Here is a 19,459-nt window from a genome sequence, read left to right as displayed (position 1 = left end):
CTCGTTTCAGCCATGAGCCTCTATCCCTCAAGTCCTGGCCTCCACGTTACGAGGGGAACCACACTCCAGGTGTCCCGGTGGGTGCGTTTCTTCTGCTCAGCACCTCCCGCCGGACCTCGGCGGAGGCGGTCAGCGGGCCGGTGACCGCCGTCGCCCAGTAGCTCCGGAACCGGTCCGTACCCCGGTCCCGCCACTGCGGGTCGGCGGCGATCGAGGCGACCCCCACGAACAGGTCCACGTCCCGCATCGCCTCGCTGAACACCAGGGGCGGCACCCCGGTCACCGGCACCGGCTGCCAGACGCTCCCGTCCCGCCGGTCGAACCGGACCTGTTCGGTGGCGCAGTACCGGGCCTCGTAGTCGCGCTCCTCCGGATTCTCCACCAGTGCGTGGAGGAACCGGGCCCGCCAGGCGCCGAACTCGCGTACCGCCTCGCCTTCGAAACCACCGTCCCACTGCCCCAGATAGTTGGCCGCCCAGCCCCGGGTACGCATCAACGCGTTCGCCTGCCGGTAGCGCAGGAGGTGACCGGCAAAGCGGTGGGAGTGGAAGCGGGTCGCCTCCTCTGCCGGGGTGACGACGTAGACCTCCCGGAACGCCTGTCTGACCGGTTGGCGCAGACTCCACTCCACGATCCGGTCCCGCCAGGCCCGCACCTCGTCCGCCCGGACCCGGAGCGGATGCCACAGCCGTACCCGCCCGACCGGCAGTACCGTCCCGTCCAGGGCCACCAGCACCCAACCCGACGGATCCCGGCGGGGCCAGCCACTCACCCAGCCCGTCAGCGGCCCGCCACTCACCCAGCCCGTCGGCGGCCCGCCACGAGGTGACCCTCGTCGAACTGTCGGCCCGGCCGTCCCGGCAGCCGAACCGGCGGACGGCCATGTCGCGCCGGCCTGACCGGCCGACGTGACCTCCGTCTGCCAGATCAGCCGCCGGCCGAAGGAACCGGTCACCGGCTGGTCCAGGTAGCGGGTCGCCCAGTCCGCCGCCGACCACACCCGGTCCGTCGACAGGAGCGACTCGATCCGCCCCCGCTCGGCGGTCAGGCTCGCCCCGACGTCCCGGACCAGACTCCGCAGGTCGGCCAACTCCCCCGGGTGGTCGGCCCGGACCACGGCCGGTACCCCCTTCAGCGGCCGGCCGTCGCGCTCGAAGCGCAGCACCGCGCGGCTCTCCTCGATTCCGACGACCGCCTCGTACCCGCCGATCTTGGTCACCCGCCGTCCCTCGGCGTCCAGCCCGTGATCGGCCACCGACAGCTCCAGCACCTCGTCCGGTGACCAGCCCCGGGCCGCGCCCAACCCGGTCAGCGCAGCCCGGATCCGGGTGAGCAGTGCCCGGTTACGGACCGACACGGACAGCCGGGCGAGGGTGATCACCGGTAGCGCACCGGCTCGCCGGCTCAGCGCGAGCACCGCCGCGTTGGCCAGCCGTGGGCAGTGCGGAAAGCCGGGCGCCTCGGTGAACGCGGTCGCCGCGTGTACGGTGACCGCCGCCAGCAGCGGGGTGACCCACTCCTGGTCGGAGTCGACGATCAGCCAGAGCAGGCCCCGCAGCAGCGTCTCGGCATCCGGATGCAGCACGACGGTGTACCCGTCGTCGCGCAGGGGCGCCTCCTCCTGCTCGGTGAAGAGGTCGAAAAGTCCCCGGATCGCCGGTACCGCGTCGGGCGCCCCGGCGACCGCCGCCCGCCCGGTGCGGAGCCAACGGGCCGTCGGCTCGACCCTGGTCAGGGTCACGGCATGGGTGAGCACGGCGACCACCCCGGGGCGGCGCAACAGGTCGCCGTGCCGTTCCCGGGCAGCGGCCCCGAACCGGTCGCCGACGTGCAGCAGCCAGGCCGGCAACGGATCGGCCGCCGCAGCGGACCCGTCGATCACCGACCAGAGCTGGCGGGCGATCCGCCAGCGCGCCGCCTTGGAGAACGGGGACCGGCCGGCGTCCAGCCAGTCGAGAATCGCCTCGATCTCCGGACGCAACGCGGGCAACGCCGTCGGACCCAACTCGGCCGCAGCCGCGACCGGCAGGCGGAAGCCCTGCTCGACGTAGGGCGTGGCGTGGGTCTCGCCGAACATCCAGAGAACCTCGTCCACCGTCCAGCCCAGACCGGTGCGACCGGCGATCTCCTCGATCAGCCGCAGCCCCACCCGGGTGTCGTCCTCGTAGCACCGCAGACACCAGTGGTGCACCCACATGCCCAGGGCCCGCAGGCCGGCATCGTCGAGCGAGACCACCAGCCGGCCGCAGGCCGTCTCCGCAAAGCGCCGGCCCCCGGCTCCCCGCCGGGCGTCACGCTCGATCGCCCCGGCACCGGACGGGGCGACCACCCGCATCCGGTCGTAGAAACCCTGCACCACAACCGGGTCGGGACGGTCGCGCTCCGACCACATCAGCCACCCGCCAGGGGTACGAGCCGGACGAAGCAGACTTCGGCACCGGTACGCAGATCGATCTGCTCGTCCAAGTCATCGATCTGCCGCTCGCCGACGAGGAGCGGGAACCCGTTGCGGGCGAACGCCGCGCAGGCACGGTCGGCGTGGCGTACCCAGTCGAGGTGACGTGGCGGGGCCGGCGGTTCGGCGTCGCGCGCGACCCCGGCGGCCGCCGGTCGGGTCGGTACCCCCGCCGACGCGGCGAGGTTGTGCTGCGCGACCTCCTCCCGCACCCGCAGCGGCAGCCGGACCAGGTCCCGGGCGGAGATCGTCTCCGGCAGACCCGCCAGCACCCAACTGTCGATCTCCCGCCCGGTGGCGGTCTCGTCCCGCACCGTCACGCTCGCCATCGACGTACCCCTTCTGCCTCCGCTGGCCGGGACCGTACCGACGCCGGCTGACACTTTCGGCCCGGTGCCAGACGACCGGGTTGTTAATAGGGGGCCCTTCCTCTACCGAATGCGTTAAGAAGGGGCCCTTCCTTACTGCCAGGTCCGATTTCCGCGAGTCGGTGGGCCGGGTGGCGGGGCAGGATCGGTGGTGTGGAGTTGGATTTCGAGCGGTGCTACCGGGCGGTGGACAGCCGTGACCAGCGCTTCGACGGCTGGTTCTACACCGGGGTCACGTCGACCGGGATCTACTGCCGGCCGTCCTGCCCGGCGGTCACCCCGAAGCGGCGTAACGTGCGGTTCTACCCGTCGGCCGCCGCCGCGCAGGGTGCCGGGTTCCGGGCCTGCCGGCGCTGCCGCCCGGACACCGCGCCCGGTTCGCCGGAGTGGGATGTCCGGGCCGACGTGGTCGGGCGGGCCATGCGGTTGATCGCCGACGGCGTGGTGGACCGGGACGGCGTACCCGGCCTGGCGTCCCGGCTCGGGTACACCGAGCGGCACCTGCACCGGATGCTCACCGCCGAGCTGGGCGCCGGACCGTTGGCCCTGGCCCGGGCGCAACGGGCACAGACCGCCCGCACCCTGATCGAGACGACGGACCTGGGGCTGGCCGAGATCGCCTTCGCGGCCGGGTTCGGCAGTGTCCGGCAGTTCAACGAGACCATTCGGGAGGTGTACGCGGTCGCCCCGTCCGCCCTGCGGGCGGCGCCGGGGCGGTCACCGGGCGCGGTCGGGGCGGGCACGATCAGTCTGCGGCTGGCGTACCGGCCACCGTTGCACGCCCCGGCCCTGCTCGACTTCCTCACCTGCCGGGCGCTGCCCGGGATCGAGGCGGTCGACGACGGGACGTACCGCCGGGGGTTGCGGCTGCCGCACGGACCGGCGGAGGTGGCGCTGACGCCGCTGCCCGGCTATGTCGCCGCGACGCTGCGGCTGGCGGACGTGCGGGACCTCGCGCCGGCGGTGGCGCGCTGCCGCCGGTTGCTGGATCTGGACGCGGACCCGGCGGCGGTGGACGCGGTGCTCGGCGCGGATCCGGCACTCGCCGCCGTGGTCGCCGCCGAGCCGGGGGTACGCCTGCCACGTGCCGCCGACGGCTTCGAGCTGGCGGTCCGGGCCATCGTCGGCCAACAGGTCTCGGTGGCCGGTGCCCGGACCACCGTGAGCCGCCTCCTGCGCCCTCTCCCCGTTCCCCCGTCCCCCCTCGTTGATCATGAAGTTGTTGTCCGCGAGAACGGCGTGTCGCAGCAACAACTTCATGATCAACCTCAGCGTGGGCGGGCGGGTGGGGAGTTGCGGGCGTTCCCGACGCCGGAGGAGATCCTCTCCCTGCCAAACGACGCGTACCGGATGCCGGCGGCCCGCCGGGAGACCATCCGGACGCTGGCCCGGGCGGTGGTCGACGACGGACTCGACCTGGATCAGGGCGCCGACCGGGCGTCGACGGTACGCACCCTCACCGCACTGCCCGGGATCGGCGCCTGGACCGCCGGCTACCTGGCCATGCGCGCCCTGGGTGACCCGGACGTCCTGCTCCCCACCGACGTGGCGGTACGCCGGGGCGCGGCAGCCCTTGGCCTGCCCGCCACCCCCGCAGACCTCGACGCGTACGCCATCCGCTGGCGGCCCTGGCGGTCGTACGCGGTGATCAGACTATGGAGATCAGCATGAACGGAGACGCCACCATCAGCGACATGAACGGGAACGAGAACGGCGGCCTGAACGGGAACGGCGGCGTGAACGAGGGCACCACGATCAGCACTCCGGCCGGACCGTTGAGCATCGTCACCGGGCCGGAGGGGGCGGTCCGGGCCGCCGGCTTCCTGGCCGATCCGGAGGCGCTGCTGCCACTGGTCCACCCGGGACTGCGCGCACCGATCCGCCTCCGGTCGGAACTCGGCCCGGCGAACCGGGCGGTCACCGCTTACCTCGCCGGCGACCTGACCGCGATCGACGAGGTACCGGTCGAGCAGCACACCGGTGGCGCCTTCCTGGCCCATTCCTGGCAGGTGCTACGTACCGTGCCGGCCGGTGAGCCGGTGACCTACACCGGGTTCGCCGCGCTGGCCGGCCGCCCGGCTGCGGTACGCGCCGCCGCCGCAGCCTGTGCCCGCAACGCCGTCGCTCTCTTCGTTCCCTGCCACCGGGTACTGCGCACCGACGGCAGCCTCGGCGGCTATCGGTACGGGCTGCCGGTGAAAAAGTGGCTTCTCGGTCACGAACGGCGGTTGACGGCAGCCGGAGCTGCACCGAAGTGACGTTTGCCGATACCGTCATGGGGTGCCTGCGGAACGTGACCCCGCCGCCGGGACCAACGCGGGCCGGCAGCCGGGAAGGCCGGACCAGCAGGCGGGACGGCTGGATCGGCAGGCGGGGACGCAGGGCCAGCAGGCGGGACGGCCGGACTGGCAGGCGGCGGCGCAGGACCGGCGGTCGGAGTCCGGCAGTCGTGGGCGACGGGCCCGGAATCTGTGGCGGCTCCGGCACTACGTCCGTCCCCACCTCGCCGAGTACGGCTGGCTGCTGCTCGCCGCGCTCACCGCGACCGGTGCCGGGCTGGCCGTACCGCTGATCACCCGGCGGGTGGTGGATGGGCCGATCGCCGAGCAGGATCCGTCGGGGCTGCTCCGGCTCGGCGCCCTGGCCCTGCTGCTCGGCATCGCCGAGGCCGTGCTGATCTTCATCCGACGGTGGGTGCAGTCGTCGTCGGCGGTACGCATGGAGGCCGCCATCCGGTCCGACCTCTACGCCCACCTCCAGCGGCTGCACGTGGGCTTCCACGACCGGTGGCAGTCCGGGCAGTTGCTGTCCCGGGCCACCACGGACCTCTCGGTGATCCGCCGGTTCCTCTCCTTCGGGCTGATGTTCGGCGTCCTCAACGTGATCACCTATCTCGCGGTGGTGGTGCTGCTCATCCGGCTGCACTGGCCACTCGGCCTGCTCGTCGCCGCCAGTGCGGTACCGCTGTTCCTGGTCAGCCGCCGGTTCTCCCGCGCCTACCTGGTCGCGTCCCGCCGGATGCAGGACCAGCTCGGCGACGTCGCGACCCTGGTCGAGGAGTCCGCCCGGGGCCTGCGTACGACCAGGGCGTACGGCCGGCGCCCGGAGATGACCGCCCGCTTCGCCGACGGTGCCCAGCGCCTGCACGACACCGCGATCGCCAAGAGCCGGCTACTCGCCCGCACCTCCGCCTACTTCGACCTGGTACCGAACCTGACCCTGGCGGTGGTGCTGGTCACCGGAGCCGTGGCGACGGCGTACGGCCGGCTCACCGTGGGCGAACTGGTCGCGTTCGTCAGTCTCCAGCTCATGCTGATCTGGCCGGTCGAGTCGCTGGGCTGGATCATCGCCAACGCCCAGGAGGCGGTGACTGCCGCCGACCGGATCCAGGAGGTACTGGACACCCGGCCCGCCGTGGTGGACCGGCCGGACCCGGTTCCGTTGCCCCGCACGACAGGCGCCCGGCGGCTCCGCTTCGAACAGGTCTGCTTCGGCTACCCCAGCGGCAGCCGGCCGGTCCTGCACGGCGTCGATCTCACCGTGGAACCGGGCGAGACGCTGGCCGTGGTGGGCGCCACCGGCTGCGGGAAGAGCACCCTGCTCTCCCTGGTGCCCCGGCTGCACGACGTGACCGGGGGCCGGATCACCCTGGACGGTCGGGACATCCGGGACCTGCGGCTGGCCGACCTGCGCCGGACGGTGGGCGTGGCGTTCGAGGAACCGACCCTGTTCTCCATGTCGGTGTGGGAGAACCTGACCCTGGGCCGGCCCGACGCCGACGAGGAGGAGGTCCGGGCGGCGCTCGCCGTCGCCCAGGCCGATTTCGCGTACGAACTGCCATGGGGGTTGGCCACCCGGGTCGGTGAACAGGGACTCTCCCTCTCCGGCGGGCAGCGGCAACGGCTCGCCCTGGCCCGGGCGGTACTCGGCCGCCCCGGGGTGCTGGTGCTCGACGACCCGCTCTCTGCCCTCGACGTGCACACCGAGGCACTTGTCGAGGCGGCGCTGGCCCGGGTGCTCCGGGACACCACCGCGCTGCTGGTGGTCCACCGCCCCTCGACGGTCGCGCTGGCCGACCGGGTGGCGTTGCTCGCCGACGGCCGGATCGCCGCCGTCGGTACCCACTCGGAACTGCTGGCCACCGTGCCGGCGTACCGGGCGGTGCTCTCCGCCGCGCCCACCGCGTCGGCCGGCGATCCGGACGACGTCGACCTGGTCAGGTCGTGAGCGTCGAGGAACGGCCGCCCCCGGCGGCCCCGGCGATGGACGGGACGGCGGACCGGACGGCGGACCAGGCGGCGGGCCAGACGGCGGACCGGACCGGATCCGGGGTCTGCGGGCAACCCGATCCGGCGTCCGACCCGGACCGGCCCGACCTGGCGCGGTGGCGGGGCCGGGCGACCGACCCGGACGCCGACCGGTCCGCCGCCGAACAGCACTCGCCGGAGGCGGTCGCCCGGTTACGGGCCCGCAGCCGGGCGCTGCTCGGCTCGCTGCTGCGCCCGCACCGCCGCCCGCTGGCGGTCACCGTCGCGCTGCTGCTGCTCCAGAACGCCGCCGGGATGGCCGGACCGTACCTGGTCATGCTCGGCATCGACCGGGGCATCGGACCGTTGCGGGCCGGCGACGCCGGTCCGCTGGTCATGGTGGCCGCCGCGTTCGCCGTGGCCGCCGCCGTTGACCACGTGGCCAAGCGCGGTTTCCTGGTGCTCTCCGCCCGGGTCGGCCAGGCCGTCCTGCTCGACCTCCGGCAGCGGGTGTACGACCAGTTCCTGCGCCTGCCGGTGGCCTTCCACGAGCGGTACACCTCGGGCCGGATGGTCTCCCGGATGACCAGTGACCTGGATTCGATCGCCGAACTCGTCGACGGTGGCATCGACAAGCTGGTACTGGCCGGGCTGTCGATCGTGTCGGTGGCCGGCGTCCTGCTCTGGTTGGACGCACCGCTGGCCGTGGTGACCCTGCTGGCGTTCCCGTTCCTGCTCTGGCTGTCCCGCTGGTTCACCCGCGCGTCGGCCTCGGCGTACCGCCGCACCCGGGAGGCGGTGGCCCTGGTCATCGTTCACTTCGTCGAGTCGCTGGGCGGGATCCGTGCGGTGCAGGCGTTCCGCCGGGAGCAGCGCAACCAGCAGATCTTCATGGCGGTCAACGACGACTACCGGCGGGCCAACCGGGACGCCTTCCGGCTGATCGCGACGTACTCGCCGGGCATCAAGCTGATCGGCAACGTGACCGTGGCGGTGGTGCTCACCTACGGCGGTTGGCGGGTACTGGGCGGTGACGCGCAACTCGGGGTGCTCGCCGCGTTCCTGCTGTACCTGCGCCGGTTCTTCGAACCGATGCAGGAGCTGAGCCAGTTCTACAACGCCCTCCAGTCGGCGACCGCCGCGCTGGAGAAACTGGCCGGGGTGCTCGACGAGCCGGTCGGCGTACCGGAACCGGCCCGGCCGGTGCCGCTGCCCGCCGGGCCGCCGCGCGGCGCGGTCGGGTTCGCCTCGGTGGCCTTCGGCTACCGGCCCGGTGCCCTGATCCTGCCCGGCCTGGACCTCGTCGTACCGGCCGGGCAGACCGTCGCCCTGGTGGGGCCGACCGGCGCCGGCAAGTCCACCGTCGCCAAGCTGGTCGCCCGGTTCCACGACCCGCTCACCGGCACGGTCACCCTCGACGGGGTCGACCTGCGCGACGTCGCCGACGCCGACCTGCGCCGCGCGGTGGTGCTGGTCACCCAGGAGACCCACCTGTTCGGTGGCACCGTGGCGGAGAACATCCGGTTCGGCCGGCCGGCCGCCGACGACCGGCAGGTACAGGCCGCCGCCCGGGCGATCGGCGCGCACGACTTCATCGTCGGGCTGCCCGACGGGTACGACACCGACGTGCACCGGCGCGGCGGGCGGCTCTCCGCCGGGCAGCGGCAGCTCGTCGCGTTCGCCCGGGCGTTCCTGGCCGATCCGGCGGTGCTCGTCCTCGACGAGGCGACCTCGTCGCTGGACGTACCGACCGAACGGGCGGTGCAGCGGGCGTTGCGGACCATCCTGCGGGACCGGACCGCGCTCATCATCGCGCACCGCCTCTCCACCGTGGAGATCGCGGACCGGGTGCTGGTGCTGGAGGCGGGACGGATCGTGGAGGACGGTCCACCTGCGGAACTGATCGCCGACGGTGGCCGGTACGCGGCCCTGCATCGGCAGTGGCGCGACTCACTGGTTTGATGGCACCCGGGCCGGCACGACGGACGGTCACGGGGAACGGGGAGGCACGGCATGCGCACACGACGGAGGATGACCATCGCCGGGTTGGTGGTGGGTACGGTGCTGGTCACCGCGACGGCGGTCGCCCTGGCCGCCGGGGGCGGTCCGTCCGGCCCGGCCGACGGCGAATTCGTCGCCGGTGAGCGGGCCGGACAGGCCAGCAGCACCGCGCCGGCCGGTAGTGGCGGATGGGGCAGCGCGCCGGCCGGTGGTGAATCGGCCGCGCCCCGGCGCACCGCCGCCACCGTGGCCGCCGCCGCCCCCGCCTCGGTCGCCTACCTGCGCACCCGGTACGGCGTGACCGCCACCGAGGCGGCCCGACGGCTCGCCCTCCAGGAGGCGTCCGCTCCGCTGGCCGACCGGCTGGCCGGGCAGTTCCCGGACAGCTACGCCGGGCTGTGGCTGGACCAGGCCGGCGGTGGGGTGCTCACCATCGCGGCGACCAGCCCCGCAGCGGTCAGCCGCGCGGTGGCCGGGTTGCCGGACGCCGCCCACATCCGGGTGGTGCCGGCCCGGCACCCGCTGCGCGAACTCACCTCGGCAGCCGGGCGGGTGGCCGCCGCGCTGGGCGCCGAGAACGGGCTCGACGTGCTGGTCGACCAGCAGGCGAACGGCATCGTGGTACTCACCGGCGACCGGGTGCCCGCCGACGATCCCCGGTTGGCCGACGCGCTGGCCGGTGCCGGCGTACCAGCCCGCAGCGCGCCGACCCCGACGACGACGGCGGTACCCAAGGCGTGCGACCCGCGCTACTGCGCCAGGGCGCCGATGCGCGGCGGTATCCGGCTGGACATCCCCCGCGACGACGGCACCGTCGGTGGCTGCACCAGCGGCTTCACCGTCTTCTCCCGGACCACCGGGCGGTACTACCTGCTCACCGCCGGGCACTGCGTGGTGGGTGGGCGGCACCAGCACGTCGACTCCACCTGGCACCAGTACCTCGGGCCGAAGGTGCCGGTGACCGTGGAGGCGACCCAGGCCGGGCTCGGCGAGAACGCCTACCCGTACGACTACGCGCTCATGACGTACCCGGGCGGAGCGGTCTCCCGCTGGGCGTACCCGGCGGGCACGACCGACCGGCCGGCCCTGGTCAACTACTGGTGCGGGCCGGGTGTCGGCTGCGCCACGAGCAAGGACGTCCGGGTGACCGGGGTGGTCGCCTACAGCTCCATCCAGATCGGTTGGGTGGCCTGCGCGACCGGCTCGGCGTACACGCCCGCCGCCGGTGAGCGGTACGTCGACTCGGGAGCCGGTACCGGCTACGTGCCGGGTACCCGGTGCGGGGAGATCACCGGGAAGACCTCCGGCGGCATCGACGTACGCATCTGCGCCCGTCCCGGCGACAGCGGCGGGCCGCTCTTCCTGGAGGCGGACGGCCGGGCACTGGGCATCCTCTCCAACGGTGACCCGGGGCAGGGGGCCTGCACCAACGCCGAGGAACGCAACCACTACGCGCCGGTGTCGACCGTGCTCGCCCGCGCGAACGCGCGTACCGGTGGGTCACTGGATCTGCGGCTGGCCACCACCGGCCCGGCGCTGGCCGGGCTGCCCGGCGACCGGACCGATCCGCAGCCGACCTTCCGGGGCCGCTGACGGCCCACTGACGCCGGTGGTGCCGGGCCGTCCGGCCCGGCACCACCGGATCGATGTCCGCTCGGTTGGGCTCCGCCCGGCCGGTCGGCGCTACCGGCTCAGCTCGTCTCGCCGGCCATGCTGAACGAGCGGAGCCGGCTGATGGCGAGCCAGGTGAAGCCGACCGCGGCGACCACGCTCATCACCGCCGCCACCGGCACCGACACCGGGGTCTCCAGCAGCCCGGTCGGGGCGATCCGGTCGGCGAGCGCGACGACGTACTGCTGGATCGACAGCACCCCGGTACCGCTGACGACGTTGCCCAGCAGCCCCTCCCAGATCAGCACGTAGACCAGGCCGAGCAGCACCGGCCGGCGGGTGACCAGGCTGAGCGCCAGGAAGATCGCCGAGTACGCCAGTGCGCCGACGGTGGCGGCGGCGGCCAGCGCCAGGCCGAACCGGACCGAGTGGGCGAGCACCCCGGCGACGTAGAGCGGCAGGGCGGCGGTCAGCGCGGTCACCCCGACCGCCACGGCCAGCTTCGGCAGGACGATCTGCCAGCGGGGCAACGGTTTGGTCAGGATGTGCACCACCGTGCCGTCGTCGATCTCGGAGCCGAGCACCCCGGTACCCACGATGAGTGCGATCACCGGCAGTACGACGGCCAGGCCGAGCCCGACCAGGACCGGTTGACCCCACTGGCCGGGGTCGACGCCGAGCGCCCGGGAGGTCGTGGCGAGGCCCACCAGCAGCAGCGGCAACGGGAAGAGCATGAGGAAGCGGCGCCGACCGAAGAGGCCCCGCGTGGTGATCCAGGCGACCGTGGACATGGGATCAGGCCTCCACGAGGTAGGAGAAGACGCTCTCCAGGGACTCGTCCTCGGGGAGCAGGTGGCGTACCCGGATGCCGGAGTCGAGGGCTATCCGGGGCAACGCGCGGGTGAAGGCGCCGTAGTCGCCGGCGCGTACGGTCAGGCCGGTGGCGTCCAGTTCGACCCCGTTGACCGAGGGTTCCCCGATCAGCCGGACGGCCAGCGCCCGATCGTCGGTGGATCGCACCACGAAGACGTGCGGCCGGTTGGTCATCAACCGCCGGATGGTCCGGAAGTCACCGGACGCGGCGAGCCGGCCCGCGACGATCACCTGGACCGTACCGGAGACCTGCTCGACCTCCTCCAGGATGTGCGAGCTGAACAGGATGGTCCGACCGGCGTCGCCGAGCGAGTGCAGCAGGTCCATCATGTGCAGCCGCTGGCGGGGGTCCATCCCGTTGAACGGCTCGTCGAGCAGGAGCAGCTGCGGGTCGTGGACCAGCGCGGCGGCCACCCGGGCGCGCTGGCGCATGCCCTTGGAGTAGGTACCGATCCGCCGGTGCTGGGCGTCGTCCAGCTCGACCAGGTCGATGGCCCGGCGGGTGGCGGCGGCCGGGTCGGGCAGCTTGTGCAGTTTCGCGCTGGCCAGTACGAACTCGTGCGCGGTGAGGAAGGTGTGCACCGCCTCCCGCTCGCTGACCAGTCCGAGCCGCCGGTAGACCGCCGGATTGCGCCAGGTGGGCTCGCCGTCCAGGGTCACCGCGCCCCGGGAGGGGGCGAGGAAGCCGGCCATCATGTGCAGCAGGGTGGTCTTGCCGGCGCCGTTCGGGCCGAGCAGGCCGGTGACGCCGGGACCGAGGGTCATGGTGACGTCGTTGACCGCGACCACGTTGCCGTACCAGCGGGAGACGCCGGCTAGTTGCAGCTCGGTCATGAGGTGGCGACCTTCCGGTAGCGGGCCAGCAGCAGGGCGATGGCGCCGGCGACCACGGCGACCAGGACGATGGCGTAGACCGGGCCGAAGTCGCCGATCCGGGGACCGCCCTGGCCGGGTGGGACCAGCAGGTCGCCGAGGGTCCAGACGCCGACGCCCTGCACCAGGGTGGGCGGGGAGGCGATCAGGGCCAGTTCGTTCACCGTCCGGGACGGCATGATCGACAGGGTGCCGACGATCGGGGTGGTCATCAGGAAGACGGCGACGATCCCACCGGCGGCGAACGCCCGCTTGCCGGTGAGCGAGGCGATCAGCAGCCCGATCGCGCCGAAGACCACCGCCCACAGCCCGGCGTAGAGCATGCCGGGCAGCACGTCGCCGAGTTCCTCGGCGACCCCGCTCATCCCGTCGTCCTGGGTGAACGCCGCGCCGACGAACATCAGCAGCTGCGGTGCGCCGAGCAGCAGCCACAGCGCGGTGAACAGCGCGGCCAGCTTGGCGAGTACGTAGTCGCCGCGCGGCAGCGGCCGGGAGAAGTAGAGCGGCAGTACCCCGCTGTGCAGGTCCCGGGAGACCAGTTCGGGGGCGACCACCGCGACGAAGAAGATGACCAGCCAGCTCATCATGTCCGGGAACTGGGCGTAGGTCATGATGATCACGCCGGCCTGGGCGCGGACCGCGGTGACCCCGGCGGCCACCACGACCAGGATGCCCACCACCAGCCAGGGGAAGATCTTGGCTTTCGCGCTGCGACCGAACCCGAACGCGGTACGCAGTCCGTGCAGGTAGAGCGCGCCGAAGACGTGTCGGCGACCCAGCCTGGGCCCGGTGTACCGCTGGTATCCGATGTCGTGGATGACCCCACTCGGCTCAGACATGGCTGGGCTCCCTCTGGGCGAAGAGTTCGGCGACCCGGTGCCGGCGCTGGTCGAGCCGGTGCAGCGGCAGCTCCAGGTCGGCCACCGCGCGCAGGATCAGGTCGTACGTGTCGTCGTCGGCCAGCTCGACCAGGAGCAGGCGCCCCTCGCGGCGGACCGGCAGGTGGAGTGCGGCCAGCCGGGTGGCGAGCTGGTCGGTACCCTCGCTGACCTCGACCGCGAGGACGTCGGTGGCCGACGTCATCGCGGAGATGTGGTCGGCGCGCAGCAGGCGGCCACCGTCGATGGCGACGAGGGTGTCGCAGATCCGTTCCACCTCGCCCAGCAGGTGCGAGCAGACCAGCACGGAGATGCCGAACTCGGTGCCGATCCGCTGGATCAGCGCGAGCATGGCGTCCCGGCCCGCCGGGTCGAGACCGTTGGTCGGCTCGTCGAGCAGCAGCAGGTCGGGGTCGTGGACCAGGGCCTGGGCCAGCTTGACTCGCTGTTTCATACCGGTGGAGTAGCCGCCCACCTGCCGGTACCGCTCCTCGTAGAGCCCGACGTGGCGTAACGCCTCGGAGGCGCGTTCCCGGGCCACGGTGGCGGGCAGGCCGCTCATCCGGCCCAGGTGGGTGACGAGTTCGGCGGCGGAGAGGTCGGGCGGTAGGGCGTCGTGCTCCGGCATGTAGCCGACCCGGGCCCGTACGGCGGCCGGATCGGTGGTCGGATCGAGGCCGAGCACGCGCACCGTGCCGCTGGTCGGCGCGATCAGACCGAGCATGATCTTGATGAAGGTGGACTTGCCCGCACCGTTCGCACCGACCAGTCCGACGATGCCCGGCGCCACACTGACGGTCAGGTCCGCCAGCGCGGTCACCCGCCCGCCGTACGTCTTGGTGAGCGATTGTGTCGCGATCAGAGTCACGTGACCAAGACTAGGGACTGGTCAGGTGCTGCGGGATCCGGCGCGCCCCGGATCCTGCCGGCCGCCCGCCCCCTACGGGTTCTCCGGTGCCCCCTGATCCGGTAAGCGTTCCGTAAGCCCTTTCGGGTCATCCGTCCCGGCCCGGACCGGCAGACTCGACCCATGCTCGCCCGCCTGCTGCGTACGCCGCTGACCTGGATCGCGGTCGCCGTGATCGGTGCCGGAACGGTGTTCGGCCTCTACTGGTTCCAACCGTGGAAGCTGGTCACCGACGACACCGTCGACGAGGCGCTGTCCGATCTGCCCACCGCGACGGCGCCGGGCACGGGGCCGACCGCCGTCCCCTCGGCCGACCGGACGGACCCGTCCCCGACGGCGGCGACGCTGGTCAGCGCGGGTGAGTTCATCTCGCACGAGCACGAGACCACCGGGCAGGCGCGGATCGTCCGGCAGCCCGACGGGTCGTACCGGTTGGAAATCGTCGGGTTGTCCACCTCCAACGGACCGGACCTCCGGATCTGGTTGACCGACCAGCCGGTCCGGCCGGGTACGGCCGGCTGCCGGGTCTTCGACGACGGCCGCCGGGTCGAATTGGGCCGGCTCAAGGGAAACCGCGGTGACCAGGTGTATCCGCTCCCGGCCGGGGTGGATCCGGCCAGTTATCGCAGCGTCTCGATCTGGTGCAAGCGGTTCTCGGTCTCGTTCGGCGCCGCGCCGTTGGCCGGTCCCACCCGGTGAACCGAAGCGTCCAGCGGTGGAGTGGCGCTCTCGACCGATCGGCGCGCGGCTGAGAAACTGTGTGCCGGCCGGCGAGTTGGGGGTGCGATGAGCAACGGGTGGGTGCTACCCGAAGAGGTGCTGCGTGACGCTCCGGCGTACACGCCACGCCCATTTGAGCTGGCCGATCTGGAACTGCTGCTCACCGGGGCGTACGCACCGCTGAGCGGGTTCATGACCCGGGCGGACCTCACCTCGCTGGCCCGCCGGGGGCGGACCGCCGACGGCACGCCCTGGCCGGTACCGGTGACCCTGCACGTTCCGGCGGCCCTGGCTGCCGGCCTGGAGCTGGACAACCCGCTGCGCCGGGTGCTGGTGCTGGCCGACGGCGAGGGTGCACCGATCGCCGCGCTGGACGTCAACGACGTCTGGCCGGCCCGGGACGGCACGGCCGGGGTGGGTGGCACGGTACGCCGGCTCGGCGACGGCGGGCACGGCCTGTTCCAGCGGTTGCGGCGTACCCCGGAGGAGGTCCGCGACCTGCTCCCACCGACCCGGGTGCTCGGGGTGATCGCGGACCGGCCGTTGCACCGGCCGCAGCTCGCCCAGATCGCGCATGCCGTCCGGACGCTCGGTGCCCACCTGCTGGTCCTGATCCCGGTGGGCGAGGGCGGGCAGACCGACCTGCCGTCGGAGGTGCTGGTCCGCAGCATCTTCGCCGCCCGGGACCGGATGCCCCCGGCGACCCTGGTCGCGGTGCCGATCTCGACCCACGGGGACGAGATCAGCGACGCCCTGCTGCGCGCCCGGGTGGCGGCCAACTACGGGGTGACCCACCTGCTCTCCACCGGGGACGCGCTCTCCGGCGCCGGCCTGCGGGTGCTCGTCCCCCGGGAGCTGGCCTACGACAACCGGGACGGGCAGTGGCGCTGGCGGGACGACATCCCGCCCCGCAACCGGCGGCTGGCGCTGCGCCGGGAGGAGATCGACGATCTGCTCGACCGGGGTTTCCCGCTGCCCGAGTGGCACACCCCACCGGCGGTGGCCAAGGAGCTGGCCCGGGCCCGCCCGCCGCGCCGGCACTGGGGGCTGGTGCTCTTCTTCACCGGTCTGTCGGGCTCCGGCAAGTCGACCATCGCCCGCAACGTGGCCGACACGCTGCGAGAGAACGGGGACCGGACGGTGACCCTGCTCGACGGGGACGTGGTGCGCCGCGAGCTCTCCGCCGGCCTGACCTTCAGCAAGGCTGACCGGGACCTGAACGTCCGGCGGATCGGCTGGGTCGCCGCCGAGATCGCCCGGCACCGGGGGGTGGCGATCTGCTGCCCGATCGCCCCGTACGCGGAGGCCCGGGCGACCGCCCGCGCGATGGCCATCGGTGCCGGTGCGGGGTTCCTGCTGGTGCACGTGGCCACCCCGTTGGAGGTGTGCGAGCAGCGGGACCGCAAGGGGCTCTACGCGCGGGCCAGGGCCGGTCAGCTCACCGGCATGACCGGCATCGACGACCCGTACGAGGAGCCGGTCGACGCGGACCTGGTGCTGGACACCAGTGGCATGGAGGTGGACGAGGCGGTGCAGGCGGTGATGCACCACCTGACCGAGACGGGCTGGGTCGAGCCGCGCCTGCAGCCCGCCTGATCCGCCGGTCGGCCGGGTCCCGCCGGGCGCCGGGCAGGTGCGCCGGCGACCGACGGGACCACGGTCGGTGGATCAGTTGACGAAGACGAGCGGGCTACCGGTCTGGGTGGTGTCCCGCACCGGCGCGTACGTCGCGCTGAAGAAGCCGTTGGCGAAGCAGGTGTTCGCGCCGGAGTACTTGACGAACTGCTGGCTGACGAACTTGATCGAGTTGTCCAGGTCGGACGCGGTGCCGGTCATGGTGTTGTTGCTGGCCCGGTAGACGCAGGTGATCGGGCCGAAGATGCTGCTGAGCACGATCGTGGTCTGGATCGGTGCGGTCGCGGTCCCGGTGACGGTCACCACGTCCCCGCTGGTGACGGTGCTGGCGAAGGGCAGGTTGTTGACCGTCACGGTCGCGCCGCTGGTCCCGACGACGTTGCTGGAGCAGCTACTGAAGGTGTGCCCGGTGACGGTCTCGGTGGCGGTGCCGGGGGCGAGCGGGTTGCCGGTGACCCGGGCGGTGAAGGTGGAGACCGAGCACTTCACACCGGTGGTGCCGGTGGCCGTCGAGTAGAGGTTGGCGGTGGTACCGGTCTTCAGGCCGGAGGTGAGGGTGTCGCCGACGGCGACGGCGTTGCCACCGTTGCTGCCGTAGGTCAGGACGTTGCCGGCGGCCAGGGCGGGGGTTCCGACGGCCAGGGTGGTCAGCAGCGCTGCGGACGCCGCGATCGCGAGACGGACCAGTCTGCGCATGTGGGTGTCACTCTCCTCGGTGGTGGTGTTCGTGGAGCCGGGACGGGGTCTGGACGGCACGGGGTCGGGACGGCACGGGGTCGGGGCGTGGCTGTCCGGTGGATCACGGCAGCCGCCCGGTGGGCCGGTGGGCGCCGGATACCACGGGGGTCGGACAGCGGTTTCGATGGACGGGGAACGCACGCAGCAACTCCTCGTGGAGACGGACCGGGACAGGGCGTGCGGGCACGCCGTACCGGTCGGGCGGCAAACCGGTGGGGTCGCGGAATGGAAAGTCAGCACCGCTCCGGGCAGTAACGGGCACACCGGCGGGCGCGACAGGGAATTGCGTAGAGGGTCAGGCTGGAGCACTGCGGCTGAGCCGCGACACCTGCCCGATGATCTGCTCGGCGACGATCAGGCCGCCAGCCGTTCCGAGGACCATTGAGCCCTCCTCGCGGTCGAGCCGGGAATTGTCTCCCACCTCGGACGCTACGTAGAGTATTGAGGGAAACCTGTGGAAGTTATAAACCTCCCGAGGTACGCCGGTCAAGCACACAAATCAAGGAGATCAATGAGATGGTGGCCTCTCCGGCGCGTCGAACGGCCCTGACGCCGCTACCCGGTGCCCGTACCGGACGGGATCCGGCCCGGGCGATCAAGCGCGGCCCACGTCAACTGCCGGCCGAGGTGGTACGGGCCACCCAGCGGGACCGGCTCTTCGACGCCCTGGTGCACACGGTGGCCACCAAGGGGTACGCGAACGCCCGCGTGAGTGACATCTGCCAGGCCGCCGGGGTGACCCGGCCGGCCTTCTACGCCCTCTTCGCCGGCAAGGACGACGCGTTCCTCGCCACCTACCGGCACGGCACGGACGTGCTGCTGAAGCTGATGGAACAGGCCTACTCCGACGCCGGGGACTGGCCGGCCGGCTGCCGCGCCGCACTGCGGGTACTGCTCGACGTGCTGGCCAGCGTGCCGGCGTTCGCGATGATGGCGATCGTCGAGATCGACGCGGTGGGGCCGGCCGCACGGTACGAGCGGGACCTGCTGCTGCGCCGGTTCGACCAGTTCTTCCGCGACGCACCACCCGGCCCCGGCCCGGTCGGCCCGACCGGCCTGACCGGCGCGGTCGTCGGCGGGATCAACAGCATGGTCTACCGGTACGTGGCCGCCGGACGGGTCGCCGAACTACCGGACCTGCTGCCGACCCTGGCCTACTTCATGGTCGCCCCGTTCCTCGGGCCACAGGAGGCGGCCCGGGTCGCCGGAGAGCACCCGGCCGACGAGCCGGTCCGACCCCCGTGCGCACCGGCCAACGCCGTCGATCCACCCGTCGACGACCCCGAGCAATCCGGTATGTGATCAGAAATCGCCGAGGTTTTTGACTCTTTCCGCTTAATGCTCAAACGACAGCGATCAACTTCCGAGCAAATCTTGACCCCATTCCTACTCAGGGGTAACTTCCGGTTTGCCGCCCCGTCGATCAGAGGAAGGCAGCGCACCTCACCCGTTCCGGATCAATTCCTCGGCGCCGGACGGCGGCTTTTCCAGCCGAACAGTGCACCACAGACGGCCAAGGGAGCGGCAGATGTCCTCGGAATACACCTCGACCGGAGCCCCGCACGGCAAGGTACGGTGGCGGCGCTTCGCAGCGACCTTCCTCGGTGCGGGCGCGGTGGGCGCGGCGATGATCGCCCTCACCGCGCAGGGCGTGCTCGCCGCCCAGTTCTCCCTGTCGGGCATACCGTTCACCGTCACCGCCGACCGGCTCGACGGCACCGGGTTCGCCCAGTTCGCCACCCTCGACCACATGGCGCCGGGCAGCCCGAACGAGGGCGACACCGGCGGCCAGCTGGTGCTGATCGTGTCGGCCATCGATCAGGCCAAGCTGACGAACCTGTGCCAGAGCATCGAGATGGGCGGCATCGTCCTCAAACTGACCGCCGGGGACGAGGGCCGGCCGGTGTCCGCGCGCACCCTGGTGGTCGACTCGGACGTCATCTCCGGTGACGCCTCCTTCGAGAAAATCAACATCGGTCAGGACGCCAGCACCCTGGACACGGTGCCGGGGGTACGGGGCAACCTCGGGGTCTTCGGGCAGCAGGCCGACAAGGTCACCATCGTCAACCTGCGCCAGCACAACTACGCCACCACCGCCGCCACCTTCAGCCTCCCCCACCTGCGGATGCAGTTCGCCTCGGAGGGCTGCTGAC

At 72.4% G+C, this 19,459-nt stretch carries 17 protein-coding genes and 1 pseudogene; 9 read left to right on the top strand and 9 right to left on the bottom strand.

The annotated features are described in order from the left end of the window. Nucleotides 1–46 precede the first annotated feature (46 nt). From V6U90_RS04075 to V6U90_RS04065, 3 genes and pseudogenes are all read right to left on the bottom strand, one after another. A complete protein-coding gene (locus V6U90_RS04075) occupies nucleotides 47–1,165 on the bottom strand; it encodes a DUF4132 domain-containing protein (protein WP_334431193.1) in 1,119 nt (372 codons plus the stop codon). Between the two features lie 831 nt (nucleotides 1,166–1,996). Next, nucleotides 1,997–2,392: pseudogene (locus V6U90_RS04070) on the bottom strand (hypothetical protein); the annotation flags it as partial. Then, nucleotides 2,392–2,784, bottom strand: a complete 393-nt coding sequence (locus V6U90_RS04065; RefSeq protein ID WP_334431167.1) for a hypothetical protein — start codon at nucleotides 2,782–2,784, stop codon at nucleotides 2,392–2,394. The pseudogene V6U90_RS04070 and the gene V6U90_RS04065, both read right to left, overlap by 1 nt. Nucleotides 2,785–2,976: 192 nt before the next feature. Between V6U90_RS04065 and V6U90_RS04060 the strand changes: the two genes are divergently transcribed. From V6U90_RS04060 to V6U90_RS04040, 5 genes are all read left to right on the top strand, one after another. Then, nucleotides 2,977–4,494, top strand: a complete 1,518-nt coding sequence (locus V6U90_RS04060) for a DNA-3-methyladenine glycosylase 2 family protein (protein WP_334431166.1) — start codon at nucleotides 2,977–2,979, stop codon at nucleotides 4,492–4,494. A gap of 23 nt (nucleotides 4,495–4,517) precedes the next feature. Next, nucleotides 4,518–5,081: a methylated-DNA--[protein]-cysteine S-methyltransferase gene (locus tag V6U90_RS04055; RefSeq protein WP_334431192.1), complete on the top strand. Its 564-nt coding sequence runs from the start codon at nucleotides 4,518–4,520 to the stop codon at nucleotides 5,079–5,081. Between the two features lie 211 nt (nucleotides 5,082–5,292). Then, nucleotides 5,293–7,050 (top strand): ABC transporter ATP-binding protein, encoded by a 1,758-nt coding sequence (locus V6U90_RS04050; protein ID WP_334431191.1) that lies wholly within the window; start codon nucleotides 5,293–5,295, stop codon nucleotides 7,048–7,050. A gap of 35 nt (nucleotides 7,051–7,085) precedes the next feature. Continuing rightward, complete coding sequence (locus V6U90_RS04045; protein WP_442933521.1) at nucleotides 7,086–9,032, top strand: ABC transporter ATP-binding protein; 1,947 nt, start codon at nucleotides 7,086–7,088, stop codon at nucleotides 9,030–9,032. Nucleotides 9,033–9,083: 51 nt separating this feature from the next. Beyond that, nucleotides 9,084–10,664 carry a trypsin-like serine protease gene (locus V6U90_RS04040; protein ID WP_334431164.1) on the top strand — a complete coding sequence of 527 codons (1,581 nt, stop codon included), beginning with the start codon at nucleotides 9,084–9,086 and terminating at the stop codon, nucleotides 10,662–10,664. Between the two features lie 98 nt (nucleotides 10,665–10,762). On the opposite strand, the gene V6U90_RS04035 is transcribed toward V6U90_RS04040, so the two are convergent. Genes V6U90_RS04035 through V6U90_RS04020 form a run of 4 tightly spaced genes read right to left on the bottom strand, consistent with a single transcriptional unit; the run spans nucleotide 10,763 to nucleotide 14,174 of the window. Then, on the bottom strand, nucleotides 10,763–11,473 hold the full coding sequence (locus V6U90_RS04035) for an ABC transporter permease subunit (RefSeq protein WP_334431163.1): 711 nt from the start codon (nucleotides 11,471–11,473) through the stop codon (nucleotides 10,763–10,765). Between the two features lie 4 nt (nucleotides 11,474–11,477). Continuing rightward, nucleotides 11,478–12,389: an ABC transporter ATP-binding protein gene (locus V6U90_RS04030; protein ID WP_334431162.1), complete on the bottom strand. Its 912-nt coding sequence runs from the start codon at nucleotides 12,387–12,389 to the stop codon at nucleotides 11,478–11,480. Continuing rightward, entirely contained in the window at nucleotides 12,386–13,267 is an 882-nt protein-coding gene (locus tag V6U90_RS04025; RefSeq protein WP_334431161.1) for an ABC transporter permease, read from the bottom strand. Before V6U90_RS04025 ends, V6U90_RS04030 begins: the two co-directional genes overlap by 4 nt. Then, nucleotides 13,260–14,174 carry an ABC transporter ATP-binding protein gene (locus tag V6U90_RS04020; protein WP_334431160.1) on the bottom strand — a complete coding sequence of 305 codons (915 nt, stop codon included), beginning with the start codon at nucleotides 14,172–14,174 and terminating at the stop codon, nucleotides 13,260–13,262. The genes V6U90_RS04025 and V6U90_RS04020 overlap by 8 nt, the downstream gene beginning before the upstream one ends. A 162-nt stretch (nucleotides 14,175–14,336) precedes the next feature. On the opposite strand from V6U90_RS04020, the gene V6U90_RS04015 reads away from it, so the two are divergent. After that, entirely contained in the window at nucleotides 14,337–14,912 is a 576-nt protein-coding gene (locus V6U90_RS04015) for a DM13 domain-containing protein (protein ID WP_334431159.1), read from the top strand. 87 nt (nucleotides 14,913–14,999) lie between these two features. Then, nucleotides 15,000–16,529, top strand: a complete 1,530-nt coding sequence (cysC, locus tag V6U90_RS04010; RefSeq protein WP_334431158.1) for an adenylyl-sulfate kinase — start codon at nucleotides 15,000–15,002, stop codon at nucleotides 16,527–16,529. A 72-nt stretch (nucleotides 16,530–16,601) separates the two neighbouring features. On the opposite strand, the gene V6U90_RS04005 is transcribed toward cysC, so the two are convergent. After that, nucleotides 16,602–17,264 carry a Tat pathway signal sequence domain protein gene (locus V6U90_RS04005; RefSeq protein WP_334431157.1) on the bottom strand — a complete coding sequence of 221 codons (663 nt, stop codon included), beginning with the start codon at nucleotides 17,262–17,264 and terminating at the stop codon, nucleotides 16,602–16,604. A 337-nt stretch (nucleotides 17,265–17,601) separates the two neighbouring features. Then, the gene (locus V6U90_RS04000; RefSeq protein ID WP_334431156.1) at nucleotides 17,602–17,727 is read right to left on the bottom strand and encodes a hypothetical protein; all 126 of its coding nucleotides are present in this window, start codon (nucleotides 17,725–17,727) and stop codon (nucleotides 17,602–17,604) included. Between the two features lie 95 nt (nucleotides 17,728–17,822). Here V6U90_RS04000 and V6U90_RS03995 point away from each other — a divergent pair, with 95 nt between their 5' ends. Both V6U90_RS03995 and V6U90_RS03990 read left to right on the top strand, forming a co-directional pair. After that, nucleotides 17,823–18,608: a TetR/AcrR family transcriptional regulator gene (locus tag V6U90_RS03995; RefSeq protein ID WP_334431155.1), complete on the top strand. Its 786-nt coding sequence runs from the start codon at nucleotides 17,823–17,825 to the stop codon at nucleotides 18,606–18,608. A 226-nt stretch (nucleotides 18,609–18,834) separates the two neighbouring features. Beyond that, nucleotides 18,835–19,458: a DUF6230 family protein gene (locus V6U90_RS03990; protein WP_334431154.1), complete on the top strand. Its 624-nt coding sequence runs from the start codon at nucleotides 18,835–18,837 to the stop codon at nucleotides 19,456–19,458. Nucleotide 19,459 lies beyond the last annotated feature (1 nt).

Source organism: Micromonospora sp. CPCC 206060 (genome assembly GCF_036906895.1).
Classification (GTDB): domain Bacteria; phylum Actinomycetota; class Actinomycetes; order Mycobacteriales; family Micromonosporaceae; genus Micromonospora.
This window is presented reverse-complemented; position numbering and strand designations above follow the sequence as displayed.

Bases quoted from the DNA above. Each gene is read 5' to 3' on its own strand.
- V6U90_RS04065 (WP_334431167.1), bottom strand. From the start codon at position 2,784: ATGGCGAGCGTGACGGTGCGGGACGAGACCGCCACCGGGCGGGAGATC.
- V6U90_RS04055 (WP_334431192.1), top strand. From the start codon at position 4,518: ATGAACGGGAACGAGAACGGCGGCCTGAACGGGAACGGCGGCGTGAAC.
- V6U90_RS04045 (WP_442933521.1), top strand. From the start codon at position 7,086: ATGGACGGGACGGCGGACCGGACGGCGGACCAGGCGGCGGGCCAGACG.
- V6U90_RS04040 (WP_334431164.1), top strand. From the start codon at position 9,084: ATGCGCACACGACGGAGGATGACCATCGCCGGGTTGGTGGTGGGTACG.
- V6U90_RS04035 (WP_334431163.1), bottom strand. From the start codon at position 11,473: ATGTCCACGGTCGCCTGGATCACCACGCGGGGCCTCTTCGGTCGGCGC.
- V6U90_RS04030 (WP_334431162.1), bottom strand. From the start codon at position 12,389: ATGACCGAGCTGCAACTAGCCGGCGTCTCCCGCTGGTACGGCAACGTG.
- V6U90_RS04025 (WP_334431161.1), bottom strand. From the start codon at position 13,267: ATGTCTGAGCCGAGTGGGGTCATCCACGACATCGGATACCAGCGGTAC.
- V6U90_RS04015 (WP_334431159.1), top strand. From the start codon at position 14,337: ATGCTCGCCCGCCTGCTGCGTACGCCGCTGACCTGGATCGCGGTCGCC.
- cysC (WP_334431158.1), top strand. From the start codon at position 15,000: ATGAGCAACGGGTGGGTGCTACCCGAAGAGGTGCTGCGTGACGCTCCG.
- V6U90_RS04005 (WP_334431157.1), bottom strand. From the start codon at position 17,264: ATGCGCAGACTGGTCCGTCTCGCGATCGCGGCGTCCGCAGCGCTGCTG.
- V6U90_RS03995 (WP_334431155.1), top strand. From the start codon at position 17,823: ATGGTGGCCTCTCCGGCGCGTCGAACGGCCCTGACGCCGCTACCCGGT.
- V6U90_RS03990 (WP_334431154.1), top strand. From the start codon at position 18,835: ATGTCCTCGGAATACACCTCGACCGGAGCCCCGCACGGCAAGGTACGG.